A 14,267-nucleotide genomic window follows, 5' to 3' on the forward strand; every position below is an offset into this window, starting at 1 on the left:
GAGGAATGGTTGACAGAGAGCAACGCACACCCTTCTACGGCGTGGTGCTGATTCTCGCGGCACTCGGCGCGTCGATGGCGGTCAGCTTCTACGGCCCCACCTGGATCCGTGTCACCGTCTACATCCTCACGGTGATGCTCGTCCTGGTCGGCGGCATCATGACCTTCCGCGACTATTCCCACTGACCCCCACACGTCGGTCCCCGCCGCCCTGTGACCGGTCGGCGGGGATCACCACGTCGACGAGGTCAGGGGCTCGGGGCGTCGCGGGTACTACGTCCCGCGGCGGCCGAGAACTGGTCGGCCGCCTCGCCGGGGTCGGCGTCGGCCGGGATGACCACCAGGGTGAGCCGGACACCGGCCACGCCGACCAGGTGCATGACGTCGGGCAGCTGGCCGACATCCGGGCCTGCCAGCTGGATGCCGTCGGCGTCGTCGATCCGGCGCTGGTTGCGGCTGGTCAGGTTCCAGTCGAAGCTGATGCGCGCGGCGTGGCCCAGGCGCGGGGCGAGGACGCTGACCAGATCGTGCACCTCGGCGGTGAGATTCGTGGTCCACGGCCACCAGGCGCCGTCGAACTCTTCGGTGTGCCCGGATTCGCGCAGCAGGACCCGCGGCGTGCGGGTGGGGGTCGCGAAAGGCTGCGCCGAAGCCGTCCCCATGCTCAGGTGGTCGGTGATCGGGCGGGAGCTGGTTCCGTGGACGGACATGACGACCTCTCGGCGGAGGCCGGGCACCGGCGGAGGTCGCCGCTGCGTGGACTCCTGTCCCTCCAGTAGACGCTGACCCACTGCCCATGTCAACGATGTAGGACTACACTGCTGACAATGGGGAAGAACGGAGACGCCGCGATGTCGGCAGGGCCTGTGACCAGGGAATCGGTGCTGGCCGCGGCGCTGGTGATCATCGATCGTGACGGAGTCGACGGTCTATCGATGCGCCGCCTCGCCGAGGCGGTCGGGCGCGATCCGATGATCATCTACCGTCATCTGCCGAACAAGGCCGCGGTGCTCGACGGCGTGGCCGAGGCGGTCTTCGCCGAGCTGGAGGTCGACGCCATCGACGACGACTGGACTGGGCAGCTGCGCAGTGTGGCCCGTTCGTTCCGCGCGCTGGCCCTGCGGCACCCGAAGGTGGTTCCGCTGCTGGTGACCCGGCCGCTGTCGACGCCACTGGGTTCGCGCCCCCGCGCGATGGTGCGTCCGCTGGAGGACATCCTCGGCCTGCTGACCCGCGCCGGGTTCGCCGGTTCCGACGCACTGCACGTCTACCGCGCGCTGTTCGGATTCCTCTACGGCCATGTGCTCAACGAACTCCAGGAGGTAGTCGAGCGCCCGGAGGAGTCCGACGAGGTGCTCCGGCTCGGCCTGTACCGGCTGCCCGTGACCGAGTTCCCGCTGGTGCGTGAACTGGCTCCGGTCCTGGCGGACTACGACGGCGCCGCCGAGCTCGAGCAGGGGCTCGACATCCTGCTGACCGGCCTGACCGCCCACCTCGCCGGCCCGGTGGTACGCCGGACATGACCCGGCCTAGGGCGCGGCCGGTGCCGCGTCCGGGAGGGCGAGGGTGTGGATGGTGCGCAGGGTCTGCAGATACTGCCGGGGCAGGGGGCCGGTGGTGTAGGGCAGCCCGTACTTCTCGCACAGCGCGCGAACCCGCACCGCGATCTCGGCGTAGCGATTGCTCGGCAGGTCGGGGAACAGGTGGTGCTCGATCTGGTGCGAGAGGTGGCCGCTGAGGAAGGCCATGACCGGGCCCGCGTCGAAGTTCGCCGTGCCGAGCATCTGCCGCAGATACCAGTCGGCGCGGGTCTCCTCGGCCAGCGCCGCCATCGTGAACTTCTCGGCGCCGTCGGGAAAGTGGCCGCAGAAGATCACCAGGTAGGCCCACACATTGCGCAGGGCGTTCGCGGCGATGTCGGCGGTGAGTGTGCGCCGCCAGCGTCGTCCGTTGAGGATCGGGAACAGCACGTAGTCCTTGACGGTCTGGCGGATGACCTTGCGCCGCAACGTCTTGGTCACCGCCGCCTTCGCCGCCGGCGTGGCGGCCTGTTCCTGTTCGGCGTAGAGACCGTGCAGGGCGATACCCCATTCGAAGGTCGCGGCCAGCAGCAGATTCTGCAGGGGTTGCACCAGCATGCGTGGCCGCCACGGCTGATCCTTGGTCACCCGCAGGACGCCGAAGCCCAGGTCGTCGTCCATGCCGATGACATTGGTGAACACGTGGTGGCGGTAGTTGTGCGAGTACCGCCACTGCGCCGAGGACGCCACCATGTCCCATTCCCATGTCCGCGAATGGATTTCGGGATCGTTCATCCAGTCCCACTGGCCGTGCGAGACATTGTGGCCGATCTCCATGTTCTCGATGCTCTTGGCGGTCGCCAGTGCCGCGGTGCCCGCCAGCCATCCGGCACGGCTTCCGGTGCAGGCGAGGAGGGCGCGCGCGCCGAGGTCGAGGAGTCGCTGGAAGGCGATCGTGCGCCGGATGTAGGCGGCGTCGGCCGCGCCGAGCGAGCTCTCGACGTCACGGCGGATGGTGTCGAGTTCCTGTCCCAGTGACTCGACGTCGGAAGAACTCAAGTGCGCGTAGTGCGCGACGTCGGTGATGGCCATGTCCGAACCCCGAATCCGCGCTCGCTGTCCGCGTCCCTATCGTCGATGCTACGGACTTCTACACTGTGTGTCTACAACGTAGAGCGACATCGCGGACAAGTGTAGGCTCGAAGTATCCGGAACCTTTCGCGCCGACCGCCGAGGTCGCCCCACCGGATTCGACCGGCCGACGACGCGGCCATGACAGGAGCGTCCGATGACGCCGCACCCCACACCCGACCCCGATCAGGATGTCTCCTGGCCCGACCCCAGCCCACTGCAGTCCTGGTGGGACGAGGTGATGCGCCCCGCGGTCCGGCGGCGCAGCCGAGCACAGGCCCGTCCCCGGCTGCCCGACGCCGGCTGACCGGTCGGCCGCAGATCCGAAGGGATGCCGCCGGCCGACCGGGGAGTGATCAGCGGACGCCGATGGCCTTGCCGAACAGTGAGGCGATGGTTTCGCCGAAGGTGTTGGCCAGCAGGGACAGTCCGTCGGGGTTGAGGGCGAGCAGGCCCGCGTCGGAGGTGCTGCAACCCTGGGTGACGGGCACGCCCTCGAGGCGGTCGCGCAGCCACAGCAGGGCGGTGGCGGAGCCGGAGACCTCGGTGGTGATGTGCTCGCCGAGGTGTTCGCGGGTGTACTGGACATCGGCGTCGGGGTTGCGGCAGTAGGTGTCGACCAGGGTGTTGACCGGGCCGACGGGGATCAGTTCGTCGGGGTTGGCCTGCCAGATGAACATCGGCATGTCGGGCACGGCCTTGCCCATGCGGGTCTTGTCGAGGACGTCACGCACGACCGGGTTGCGCATCGGGTCGCCTTCGGGAACGCGCAGCATGCCCTTGAGGTTGGCGAACGGGAACAGCGCGGTGTTGTACTGCACGCACAGCCCGCCCTTGATCAGCGAGAGTCCCTGGCCGAGGGGGTCCAGGTCGCGGGCGAGCAGGTCACCGAATTCGCGGTACTCGCGCCCGAGCCCGAGCACGGCGGCGAAGATCATGCCCGACCAGATCTGCCCGTTGCCGATGTCGAGCAGCGGCCCGAAGTCGGCCGGAACACCACCTTCGGCCGCGCCGACGATGTTCAGTTCGGGCGCGTAGGTCTGCTTCAGTTCGGCGGCGTGACCGGTGACGATCGCCCCGCCGGAGTAGCCGTACATGCCGATGCGGGTCTCGGGCGCCAGGCGCATCGGCTCGAAGTTGCGGGCGGCGCGAATGCCGTCGAGGGTGATGCGCGCACCCAGCGGCCCGACGCCGAACGCGCTGTCGGGCCCCTGGTGATCAGGGATGACGACCGCCCACCCCTGCTGCAACTGTGCCTGCGCCACAAGGAATTCCAGCGGCACCACGATCTGCCCGACCGCGGCCGCGGCCGACCACTGCTGCACCGCGTACGAGGGCGAACAGTAGGCCGCGAGCGAGTCCTCGGCGATCTGCATCGACACCAGTTTGTCCGGCGACGACCCGCGCGGCTTCAGCACCGTCGCGACCGCCGCGATCGGCTCGTCCCTGGTGTTGTTGGATCGGTAGGACACCTGCCAGGCGTCGACATTGAGCGGGATCAGCCCCACATTGGCGACATCGACCTCCCGCGCCGCGATGATCTCCCCGGGCTGCTTGCCTGCCACCACCTCCGGCGCGGGCCGGTAGAACGCCGCATCCAGCTCCGGCGGCACGGCGATCGGGGGTCCCGGCTGCACCGGAACTGTCCCAGCAGGTTCGGCGACCACGGGGGCGCTGGTGAGGGTGGTCGTGATGGCTGTCATGGCTGTGATGGCGACAGCCAGGGTCGCCAACCTGCGAGACAACCGTGTCCGCGGGGTCATGTTCTGCTCCTCCATCGTTTGAGACGCGATCGTCTCAAATCTGGGGAGTGAGGTTACCCCGATCACATCCACCCCCGCAAGAGGTGTCTGGGTCAGCTGTGTCAGGTCGTGGTGAAAGCGGCTGCGCGCTGTGGTGGAACCCAGAAGGGCGACGGCGACGTGGGCCCGCGTGCGCGTAGTGGAGTATCACGAAGTTTCGGGAGGCATGGTCAGTCGTCGTACAGAGATGTTCGCCGGGTTGGGGTGGGTGGTGTTTCGCGCGCGTGTTGATCACGATCTGATTGATGCGGTGCGGATATCCATTGCTTTCGATTGGGGGACAATGTGTTCGGTGAGCAAGGGCGGATCAGTACGGATCAGGTCGACCCCGGCGATGTCGTCGATTTCTGGAAGTCGGTCGTCGAGAAAGTAGCCGCGCCGGTCACTCTGGTGCCGGTCGGTGATCATGATTTCTACGGTGAGATCGTGCCGGTGGTCGCCACCGACACGGTCGATCTCACCTGGTCACGCTGCGCGGGTCAGCTGTCCACGCGCACGAAGGCGCACACCGCCCGCGCCGAGGTCGAATTCGTCGTCGCCGTCATCGATCTCGCCGAGGTGCTCCCCGCGTCCGGCCGCTATACGCCGGGAGCGATGACATTGTTCGACACCGCCCGCCCCGCGCAGCTCATGATCGAAAGTCCGCGCACCATGCTGATTCTGCGTGCGAATCGCGAGGCGGTAGCGGAGAAGTCACGTCATGGGCGCGATCTGTTCGGCGCGGCCACGGTAGAGGTCCCCGCCTCGGCGGCCGCTGTCATCACCGGATTCCTAGCCTCGATCGTCGAACTGACCGTGCGCGAACCGCGGAACGCGCAGACCCTGGCCGAGCACACACCCGGCCTGCTGGCGGCGGCGATCGACATCGCCACCGGCCACGATCGCCCCGCTTCGGGGCGCGATACCGATCTGCAACGCGAACTGACGGCCTTCCTCCACGCCAACTACCACAACCCGGACCTCACCGTCGACGATGTCGCCGCCGCGCTGCTGGTCTCGCGGCGCACCCTGTTCCGGATCGTCGGCTCCGACGGCGTCGCAGGCCGGCTGCGCCGCCTGCGCATCGACCATGCCCGCAGAGCCCTGCGCCGCTACCCGGACAGACCGATCACCCTGATCGCGGCCCAAGCCGGCTTCCGCGACGAACGCACCCTCTACCGAACCTTCCGGCGCGAGGAAGCCATGACACCCGCGGAATTCCGGGCCTACGCGACGACCCACGAAAACCACCCCGGATTGCAGGCCTGCGGTTCGTAGCGTGGACCGCCGGGCGCACCGGCGCCGATGGTGACGTGGCCGCGCAGGATCACCGAGCGGCGATGTCGCGGGTTCATCCGATCCGGGTGATGCGTGCGGCCCAGACATTCGAGGAACATGGCGACGCGGGATGTGGTCGCGCTGACCATGTAACCGGAGCCGACCTCGAAAGGAGCAGCGCGATGGGCTATCTCGTCCCCGACACCGAACGCCGGACCCTCGTCGAACTCACCGACCGGCTCGATCTCGCCGACGGCGAGGCCCGGTCCAAACAGTCGGCGTTCTGGATCATGCTGGTGCTGTCGGCGGTCATCGCGATCTCCGGTGTCATCGGTGACTCCACCGCGACCGTGATCGGCGCGATGATCGTGGCGCCGCTGTCGGTGCCGATCCTCGGAATCGCGCTGGGCATCGTCACCGGCCGGGGCGCGGTGCTGGCGCGCAGTCTGCTGTTCGTCGGTGCCGGGGTGCTCGTGGTCGTCGTGCTCGGCTACCTGTTCGCGCAGGTGCTGCCCAATCCGGTGAACGTGCTGTCGAATGCCCAGGTGCAAGGGCGCACCTCGCCGAAGCTGATGGACTTGACCGCCGCGCTGGCCACGGGCCTGGTCGCGGCGATCGCGGTGGTGCGCCGCGATGTCGGTGACGTGCTTCCCGGGGTGGCGATCGCGATCTCGCTGGTGCCACCGCTGGGCGTGGTCGGTGTCTGCCTGGGCTCGAATGCCCCGGCTCTCGCGCTGGGCGCCTTCGTGCTGTTCGCCTCGAACGTGGTCGCCATGGTGATCACCGCGACCGTCGTCCTGCTGCTCACCGGCTACCACCACGACGCGCAGGCCGCGGGGCTGCGCCGCGGCCGCGCCTACCTGGTGCTGGGCGCGGCACTGGCGATCATCGCGGTCCCGCTGGTCGTGAATTCGCTGTCGACGCTGTGGGCGGGCCAGATCGCCGATGCCGCGCGTGACTGGCTGCGCGAGGACACCGACGCCCAGGTCGTCGATGTCACCCTGCACGGCGAGCTGGCCACGGTGACCGTGCTGGGCCCCGACCAGCTGCCCCCGGTATCGCAGCTGCAGTCCGCGGTCGACGACCTGGTTCCGTGGCATCCGGATGTGGTCGTGATCCACACCGTCGGCGGCCGCATCGAAGCCCAGCGTTAGGGTCGCGCACCTCCGCTAGTCGAGGAAGAAGGCGTCGATCTTCTCCTCGGAATCGAGGATCTCGGCTGCGGCCACGCCGAGTTCCGTCGCCAGCTCGATCGAGCCAAGGAGGGCGATCTGCACGTCGGGGGAGAAGGCTCGTTCGAGCAGTCCGAGGTAGTCCGACATGCTCCGATCCAGCTCTGCCAGTAGGGCCTGATGCTCTGCGGCGAGTTGTGCGTCGAGGGTGCGCTGCTCGTCGAGGTAGCGTTCGATCAGCGCCGCCTCGCGCTTCGTCAGCGACGAGGCGACGGCCTTGTACATCACCGTGCCGACCGTCGTGCCGATGACGGCGCCGAGGATCGGGATCGGGATGGTCGCCTGGCCGACGAACGAGGACAGCGCGCGCACCGCGGCCTCCAGCGCGATGAGCTCGGAGTTCTCGATGAACGCGAGCTCGTCGATCTCGTCGCGGCGCAGCTTGTTCGCCTGCTCGGCGATGCTGAACGAGGTGGCGACGATCGAGCCGGCGACGGCCGCGGAGGTCGCGGTGAAATTCGTCAGCGCGTAGACACTCAGTCCACGGACGGCGCCCTTGCCGAATCCCGACCCGGTCTTCCCGGCGATCTCGGTCCAGTCCTGACCGCTGAACTCGTTGAACCGCTTGCCTTCCCGGCGCTTGGTGACCACGGCCATGACGAACGCCGTCCCGCCCGCGGTCGCGGCGGCCGTGAGCGCAGCGGTGCCTCCTTCCCGCATCGACGGCCTGCTGTCCTGGTAGGCGTCCTCGCGCAGGGACCGGTCGGTGGCGCGCAGCGAGTCCTTCTCGGCCGTCATGGTCGTGGCGTAGACATCGCGCTGCACCTCGTCGTAGTCGAGCGTCGAGGGCTCGAGCGCTTCGAAGCCGACCGCTCTGTCCTGGAAGAAAGTTTGAACCCGCTGCCAGTCCCCGAGGGATGGTCCGTCGCCACTGCGCGAGAGCTTGCTCGCGTCCTCGGGTGACAGGGCATACAGCCGCTGGATCACCTCGAAGTGATCGCGGGGGATCTGGTACCTCCCACCGTTGCTCACGTACTCGGGATACTTCCGCAGGTGCTCGGTGATCGCGCCCAGCGAGTAACGCCCACCCGCCGCGACGAACTTCTGCTGGATCTCGACGGTGCCGCGCATCAGGTCGACGGGCCCGTTGTCGTTCACCCACCGGTAGTCGGCCGCCAGGCCGAGAATCTGCTTGCGGGCATTGCCGATCCCCACCTCGGCGATCTCGGCGATGAAACCATGCATGCCACGCTGCCCGCCGCGGTTGGCGGCGACCACCTCGAGATCGATCCTGCTGACGGCTTCGTCGACGCTGGTGAGCGCATCGCGCAGGTGCTGGTCCTGTCTGCCGAGCGCGCTCAGCAGGGTGTCTATGCGGAGCTGGTTGAGATAGCCCACCCAGGAATCGACGGCCTGTTCCTGGACGTTCGTGACGAACTCGGCGGTGTCACGCACTCTCGGCATCCTGTTCGACGCGCATACTCAGCATGGCCGCACACGATTTCGTGTTGTTCACCAAGGTCGCGAGTGCCGACCGCTCGGCGGGAGCGAGTGCCTGGAAATCGGCGCGGTAGTGCACCAGCGCGTCGCCATAGTTCGTCACCAGTCCTTCGCGCAGCGAGGTCGTCCGCGTGAGGAGGTCGCCGATCTGCGCGTCCATGCCCGCGACGAGGGTGGTGTTGCGTTTGATCGCGGTCAGCGCTTCATGCTTGGCCTCCCGATTCTCGAACTTCTTCTTCGCGAACAGGGCGATCGACGCCAGCAGGGTCGCGCCCGCGATCGTCCAGCCGATCGGGCCTGCCAGCGCGAGCAGTGTGGTGCCCGCCGCGGTACCGCCGCCACCGGCGGCCAGCGCACCACCACCGAGCCACGCCAGCGCCGCCTGACTGGCCGCCGCCCCGGACAGGGTCGAGATCGCGGTGCCGGTCGAGGCCGTCCCGAACGTGGTCGCGACCCAGATCGCCGCCGAGGGCGCCAGACCCGCCACCGCGGTCCCCGCCGCGAACCCGGCACCGGCGCCGACCGCCGACAATCGCGCCGCCTCCAGCTCCTTCTGCGCGAAGTCCTCGGTGTTCAGGAACCGCTGCCGATGAACCTCGATCTCCTCGAACTCGGTATCGAACGACTTCGGGGTGTTGGCGATGCTGTTCACCAACCGCTCGACCAGCTCGATCAGATCCGTCGAACGCTCACGCTGACGCAACAGCGACAAACCCTTGTCGGCCATCGCCGTGAACGCGGCGTTGTACTCCGCGACGGCCACCTCATAGGGGTCCGGCTGTTTCACCGTCAGCTTCTCGACCCGCCCCTTGGCAGCGTCCTTGACCGAGCCGAACTGCCCCGCGACAGTGCCGAACTGCCCGGCGACATTCCCGAACTGCCCGGCGAACTGCGACGAAGCCGTCCGCGCCGCCTTCCCGATCCCATCGACGGTCCGGCCGAACCCCTCCTTGACACCACCCCCATCGACCCCGGCATCGCCCACATCGACCCGCTCCACCATCACACCCTCCAAGACCATTGCGGCTCAACAACGTAACGGAGAATATCGATGACAGGCGATAGTTCGGACGGGTTCCACACACCGACCCACCCAGCCCGGTCGCTACCGCGTCAGAGTCCGGGACCGACCTCCACGCCAGTGCGCCCCAAGAGTTTGATAGTATGCATTTCATTGGGTAAGAACCAATTATTCGCATACTCTCGGGAGGGTGAATGGCTGAGCGTCGCAGTATCACCCTGCCGGTCGAGCTCCTACGGGCTCCGCTGCGCACCATTCGACCGCAGGACCTAGCGAACGTCTACGCGCAACCCGGCCCGGAGATCGCACGGCTCGTCGACCACGGCGCAATGCATCGAGCAGCACACGGCTACTACATCATCGTCCCGCCCGACCGGATCGGCCGTCGCTGGCAACCCGGACTCGAGGTCGCCGCGGCGGGCATCGCGACATCGATCTACGGTCCGGACGACGCCATCGTCATGGGCGTGAGCGCGGCACGCCTACTCGGCGCGATACCGCGCGCATTGGCGACCGCGGTCGTCGCGGTTCCCACCCAGCACCGGCCGATCGCGATGGTCGACAGACCCGCACAGATCAGATTCGTCCGCCGCGACACCGACGCGCTCGACGCGGAGCGGATCGAAACACCACTCGGCCCGGCATTGGTGACCACTCCCGAGCAGACTGTATTGGACCTCATCCGGCGCCCAGAATTAGGCAACGCCGAACCGGAGGTGCGTGCGGCGGTCGAAACCCTCTATCGCCGAAGCGATCCGGCTCACCTGGCTCGCCTGGCGAAAGATCAGCGCCGAGTCGCGGTGCTCCGACGTGTGGAAAGCTGGGTGGGAGTTGAAGATTGACGATCACGATCGCGTTGCCACCGACTTCGGCGTCGTCGCGACTGCGCTGCACACAGTTCGCGACGCGTGGGCGCGCGTTTCCGAGTGACAAAGTCGCGTAGCGACAAGACTCGCGATCAAGCCGCGGCGTTTTCAACAACGAAGTGTTCGCGCAGCAAGGCGGGAAACACGTCTACACCGACAACCGGCCCGGATCGCTATTTCCAGGTGACTCGTGCGGAATACTTGCTGGATGGACGAGGTCGTGGTGGGCGGGGAAACGGTCTCCACCGCGGTGGTGCCACCGCGCGAGGCGTTCGGCATGTGGGAAGCGATCCTGCAGGAGCACATGACCTCGTGCTCGATCGAACCGATCGGCACCGACCCGTTCCACGCCACGATGACACCGCTGCTGTACTCGGCCGCGATCTCGACGGCGAGAGTCCGCACCGCCGCCGAGGTCGCCCGGCGCACGGGACGCCACATCTCCCGCTCGAACCCGACCTCGGTGGTGGCGGTCATCCCGCTCGCGGGCCACTGCGAGGCGCTCGTCGACGGCCGGCGATGGAGCACACCCGTCGGATCGATGTACATCATCGACGACCGCCACCCGCAAGAACTACGCAACAGTGACCAGCTGACCTCGCTGATGATCCGCGCGGACCGCGACCTGGTGATGGCCGCCTCCGGCCTCGGCGAAGACCAGTTCCCCGGGGCGGTGGTCCTCGAGCCCGCCGGGCGCGCCGCGCTGGTCATCGACTACTTCCGGCGCCTGTCGACCCTGCCCACCTCGGAAGCCGCGGCCCCTGCGCTGTTACGCGCCGGGATCGACCTGCTCGGCGCGGGAATCGCCCTGGGACTGGGCGCCCGGCCCGGCGACGAAGCCGCCCGGACCGTCGCGCTCGAGCGAGTGTTCGCGTTCCTCGGCGAACATCTCGAGAATCCCGACCTCGACGTCGATGCGATCGCGGGCGGCTGCCGGATGTCGAGACGCCAGCTACACCGCATCCTGGCCGAACCCTGGGGCGGCCCGATGAAACTGTTGCGCCACCTGCGCATCGAGCACGCCCGCGAACTATTGCTGAACTACCCCGACAAAACGGTCGCCGCCATCGCCCGCGCCAGCGGCTTCAGCGGCGACCGAAGCTTCTACCGCGCATTCCGCGCCGAAACCGGCCTGAGCCCCGCCGAGTTCCGCGAACGAGCCCTCACGACGCCGAGTCACCCCGAAATGCCTTCGTAGACGATCATTGTCGGTCGGCCGGCGAGTTCGCCGATCTGAATTCGTCCGCAGTCGCCGGCGTGGCGGAGAAATCCGGTGACCTGATTCGTCTCGTGAGCAGAAAGCCCGGGATGAAAGTGCGAAATCGAACCATGGCGAAGTGAAGCATGCATGATTCAGTTGTTCGATCGCATCACCCAGATGAGTTCACGAAAGAAGGAGATCGCCTTGTCCGGTTCGGCTTCCGAGTTCGCGGCTGCCATTATCGGCAACCTCATCCAGAACTGGTTCAGCAGCATCAGCGCCGGCTGATTCGACCGGCCTCGACGACCTTCGCGCGGATGGGTCGTCGAGGCGGCGCCGGTATTCGTTCGTGAACGGGATCGGGTCAGCCCCAGAATTCGTCTTCAGCATCTTGATCCGCGCTGATCAACCACACTTCGGCGATCCGGTCGCCGCTGACGCGGAACACGTCGACGCCGTTCTGGTCGAGTGCGATTCGGCCGTCGCGGCGCGCAGTGAAGCGGACCGTCGCCGCGACGAGCTCGTCGGTCGCCACGACCCGGTCGACAGCCAGTTCGGTCGTCGAGCCCGCGCCTCCTGCCGACGCGTTCTATGACCTGCCGTCCGACCTGGCGGCCGCCACACCCGGCCAGATCCTGAAGTCTCGCCCGGTCGCGCTGAAGTCGATGCAGCTGCTGCCCCTCGATGTCCAGGCCTGGCAGTTGCTGTACCGAACCACCGGTGCCGATGGCCGGCCCTACGCGGCCGTGACGACCGTGATGATCCCGGCGGGGGCCGGTTCGGCCGAGACCGGTACGGTCGGCGCCGCCGCGCACAACATGCCCGCGACGACAGCAGCGGTCAGCGCCCAGCCGCGGCGACCACCGTCGGGCCGACCAGTGGAAAATCCAGCGCCCCTGCTGTTCCGCTGCCAGAATCCCTTGTTCACGACGCTCCTTCTCCACGGCGAGCGGTGGGGCCGTATCCCACGATCGATCGTTCCGTTGTGTGAGCGTTCTATTCGCTTCTCGGATTGTCGTGACTGGTATCACGGTGATCGGATCGGGAGTGAGATCAACTATCTTGCACATCAATGACAAGTCGCCGACTTGTCGATGTCTCACAATATCGGCGACGGCGAATTTTTCGACATTTCTTTAGTATCGCGACACTGAATGGCGGGTCTGAATTCTTCATTTCGAAGAACCGGGCATCGGCTCGGCCACTCACTCACCGACGTGGGGGTAGCGGGGCGTCCTCCAGTGCGCGCAGCGCGTCCTCCAACCCGATCAGCAGCCGCTGCAGATGGGGCACGGTACGACGGCAACCCACGATGCCGAAATGCATTCCGCCCCCCGAGCTGATCGTCGTGATGTTGACCGCCTGGCCGTCGAGCGGAATCGATGCGGGATAGGCGGCGTCGAGCCGCAGGCCGTTCCAGTATCGCGGTTCGACGGCTCCGGGCACGTTGGAGATGACGATGTTGAACGGCGGTGCCGAGAGCGGCAGCGGCACCGGAAGCGCCGGGAGCGCCAGACCGGCGACGTTCACCGCGGACATGCCCAGCACCTGCAGGGGCGTCAGCTTCGACGCCGTCGACTTGGCCAGGCTCATCGAATTGTGGATCCGGGCGAGCCGAAGGCGCGGGTCGGCGGTATCGGTGGCGAGGTCGCACAGGGCCGCACCGACGGCATTGCCGGATCCCTCGAACTCCTGACGCCCTCGCAACGACACCGGCACCATCGCGACCAGTGGATCGGTGGGCAGCGCCTGCTCTGCGAGGAGATAGTCCCGCAACGCGCCGGCGCACATGGCGAGCACCACGTCGTTGAGCGACACCTCGTAACGCGTCGCCGCCGCCCGCAATCGCTGCAGTGACCAGGACTGCGCGGCGAACCGGCGCGCCCCGGTGATGGGGACATTGAGCATCGTGGGTGGTGCCTGGAACGGGCGAGGATGGGGATAGTCGCGAACCATCGCCCGTAGTCCCGACACGGTGTCGGGCAGCGAACCCCCCAGGCGCGCGATCGCGCCGGCTGTGCTCGCGGTCCGGCTCAGCAGGCTCGGCGGAGCGGACGTGCCGTGCTCGTCACGCCGTGCCCAGGGTGGACGGCAGTCGCGGGCGTCCGGGTCCGCCGACAGTGCCCGCTGCCAGGACCTCACCGCGCTGACACCGTCCATCAGGGCGTGGTGGGTTTTGGCGTACAGCGCGATCCGCCCGCCGGACAGGCCCTCGATGACGTAGACCTCCCACAGCGGACGATGGCGATCGAGCAGCGAACCGTGCAACATCGAGACCAGCTCGAGCAATTCACGGACGCGGCCCGGCGCGGGCAGTGAGAGCAGCCGGACGTGGTACTCGATCTCGATGTCGTCGTCGGCGATCCACTGCAGCGCCGAGAAGTTCTGCAGCAGGCGGCCGGGACGACGGCGAAAGGCCGAGCCGACCTCGCCCGCGGCGCACAGATCCTCGTACAGGGTGCGCGCCGTCGCATCAGGGCGTCCCGCGTCCGGGACGAACAGTGACAGTCCTCCCACGTGCATCGGGTGTTCGCGAGATTCCATGAGCAGGAACATGGAATCCAGCGGGGACATCAGGGCCATGGGTTGTCTCCATCTGTGCGGTGCGGGACTCGGGCATCGTTGGGCTTCCTGCGAGTCCTCGCAATATGTGCAACCACGGCTGGCAGACAGTGACTGGGGTCACTTGTGGTCGGTCGGCGGTGAGGCTATCCCGTCGACGCGCAGGGTGGCAAGTCGCCGACTTGGGCGAGGGGTGGATATGCTCACACCGTGGTGCCGTCTTCGCGAGATCCTCA

General features: G+C 67.4%; 17 protein-coding genes. 9 read left to right on the forward strand and 8 right to left on the reverse strand.

Annotated features, from left to right (window positions below; genetic code table 11):
- The first annotated feature begins 5 nt into the window (after positions 1-5).
- Positions 6-185: a hypothetical protein gene (locus tag ACFC06_RS21625; protein WP_375933985.1), complete on the forward strand. Its 180-nt coding sequence runs from the start codon at positions 6-8 to the stop codon at positions 183-185.
- Positions 186-247: 62 nt separating this feature from the next.
- Here the strand turns inward: ACFC06_RS21625 and ACFC06_RS21630 are convergent, their stop codons facing one another.
- A complete protein-coding gene (locus ACFC06_RS21630; RefSeq protein ID WP_375933988.1) occupies positions 248-709 on the reverse strand; it encodes a DUF5994 family protein in 462 nt (153 codons plus the stop codon).
- A gap of 117 nt (positions 710-826) precedes the next feature.
- Between ACFC06_RS21630 and ACFC06_RS21635 the strand changes: the two genes are divergently transcribed.
- Positions 827-1,522: a TetR/AcrR family transcriptional regulator C-terminal domain-containing protein gene (locus ACFC06_RS21635; RefSeq protein ID WP_375933991.1), complete on the forward strand. Its 696-nt coding sequence runs from the start codon at positions 827-829 to the stop codon at positions 1,520-1,522.
- Positions 1,523-1,528: 6 nt separating this feature from the next.
- On the opposite strand, the gene ACFC06_RS21640 is transcribed toward ACFC06_RS21635, so the two are convergent.
- Positions 1,529-2,611: a fatty acid desaturase family protein gene (locus tag ACFC06_RS21640; RefSeq protein WP_375933994.1), complete on the reverse strand. Its 1,083-nt coding sequence runs from the start codon at positions 2,609-2,611 to the stop codon at positions 1,529-1,531.
- Between the two features lie 196 nt (positions 2,612-2,807).
- Here ACFC06_RS21640 and ACFC06_RS21645 point away from each other — a divergent pair, with 196 nt between their 5' ends.
- On the forward strand, positions 2,808-2,957 hold the full coding sequence (locus ACFC06_RS21645) for a hypothetical protein (protein ID WP_375933997.1): 150 nt from the start codon (positions 2,808-2,810) through the stop codon (positions 2,955-2,957).
- A 49-nt stretch (positions 2,958-3,006) separates the two neighbouring features.
- Here the strand turns inward: ACFC06_RS21645 and ACFC06_RS21650 are convergent, their stop codons facing one another.
- The gene (locus ACFC06_RS21650; RefSeq protein ID WP_375934000.1) at positions 3,007-4,353 is read right to left on the reverse strand and encodes a lipase family protein; all 1,347 of its coding nucleotides are present in this window, start codon (positions 4,351-4,353) and stop codon (positions 3,007-3,009) included.
- 330 nt (positions 4,354-4,683) lie between these two features.
- Positions 4,684-4,860: a hypothetical protein gene (locus tag ACFC06_RS21655; RefSeq protein WP_375934002.1), complete on the reverse strand. Its 177-nt coding sequence runs from the start codon at positions 4,858-4,860 to the stop codon at positions 4,684-4,686.
- A gap of 18 nt (positions 4,861-4,878) precedes the next feature.
- Between ACFC06_RS21655 and ACFC06_RS21660 the strand changes: the two genes are divergently transcribed.
- Both ACFC06_RS21660 and ACFC06_RS21665 read left to right on the forward strand, forming a co-directional pair.
- Complete coding sequence (locus tag ACFC06_RS21660; protein ID WP_375934005.1) at positions 4,879-5,709, forward strand: helix-turn-helix transcriptional regulator; 831 nt, start codon at positions 4,879-4,881, stop codon at positions 5,707-5,709.
- Between the two features lie 182 nt (positions 5,710-5,891).
- Positions 5,892-6,863: a DUF389 domain-containing protein gene (locus ACFC06_RS21665; protein ID WP_375934008.1), complete on the forward strand. Its 972-nt coding sequence runs from the start codon at positions 5,892-5,894 to the stop codon at positions 6,861-6,863.
- Positions 6,864-6,878: 15 nt separating this feature from the next.
- Here ACFC06_RS21665 and ACFC06_RS21670 read toward each other — a convergent pair whose 3' ends face one another.
- Together ACFC06_RS21670 and ACFC06_RS21675 are read right to left on the reverse strand one after the other, a co-directional pair.
- Positions 6,879-8,336 carry a hypothetical protein gene (locus tag ACFC06_RS21670; RefSeq protein ID WP_375934012.1) on the reverse strand — a complete coding sequence of 486 codons (1,458 nt, stop codon included), beginning with the start codon at positions 8,334-8,336 and terminating at the stop codon, positions 6,879-6,881.
- Entirely contained in the window at positions 8,329-9,402 is a 1,074-nt protein-coding gene (locus tag ACFC06_RS21675) for a hypothetical protein (RefSeq protein WP_375934015.1), read from the reverse strand. Before ACFC06_RS21675 ends, ACFC06_RS21670 begins: the two co-directional genes overlap by 8 nt.
- A gap of 194 nt (positions 9,403-9,596) precedes the next feature.
- Between ACFC06_RS21675 and ACFC06_RS21680 the strand changes: the two genes are divergently transcribed.
- The 3 genes from ACFC06_RS21680 (at position 9,597) to ACFC06_RS21690 (ending at position 11,757) form a co-directional block, all read left to right on the forward strand.
- Complete coding sequence (locus ACFC06_RS21680; RefSeq protein WP_375934018.1) at positions 9,597-10,244, forward strand: type IV toxin-antitoxin system AbiEi family antitoxin; 648 nt, start codon at positions 9,597-9,599, stop codon at positions 10,242-10,244.
- Between the two features lie 232 nt (positions 10,245-10,476).
- Positions 10,477-11,466 carry a helix-turn-helix transcriptional regulator gene (locus ACFC06_RS21685; protein WP_375934021.1) on the forward strand — a complete coding sequence of 330 codons (990 nt, stop codon included), beginning with the start codon at positions 10,477-10,479 and terminating at the stop codon, positions 11,464-11,466.
- Positions 11,467-11,616: 150 nt separating this feature from the next.
- Positions 11,617-11,757, forward strand: a complete 141-nt coding sequence (locus ACFC06_RS21690; protein WP_375934024.1) for a hypothetical protein — start codon at positions 11,617-11,619, stop codon at positions 11,755-11,757.
- A gap of 76 nt (positions 11,758-11,833) precedes the next feature.
- On the opposite strand, the gene ACFC06_RS21695 is transcribed toward ACFC06_RS21690, so the two are convergent.
- Positions 11,834-12,004, reverse strand: coding sequence for a hypothetical protein (locus tag ACFC06_RS21695; protein WP_375934026.1), 171 nt, complete (start codon positions 12,002-12,004; stop codon positions 11,834-11,836).
- A 130-nt stretch (positions 12,005-12,134) separates the two neighbouring features.
- Here ACFC06_RS21695 and ACFC06_RS21700 point away from each other — a divergent pair, with 130 nt between their 5' ends.
- A complete protein-coding gene (locus tag ACFC06_RS21700; protein ID WP_375934029.1) occupies positions 12,135-12,545 on the forward strand; it encodes a hypothetical protein in 411 nt (136 codons plus the stop codon).
- Positions 12,546-12,678: 133 nt separating this feature from the next.
- Here ACFC06_RS21700 and ACFC06_RS21705 read toward each other — a convergent pair whose 3' ends face one another.
- On the reverse strand, positions 12,679-14,052 hold the full coding sequence (locus ACFC06_RS21705) for a wax ester/triacylglycerol synthase family O-acyltransferase (RefSeq protein WP_375934031.1): 1,374 nt from the start codon (positions 14,050-14,052) through the stop codon (positions 12,679-12,681).
- Positions 14,053-14,267: the final 215 nt, after the last annotated feature.

It is taken from the genome of Nocardia sp. NPDC056064, assembly GCF_042266925.1.
Classification (GTDB): domain Bacteria; phylum Actinomycetota; class Actinomycetes; order Mycobacteriales; family Mycobacteriaceae; genus Nocardia.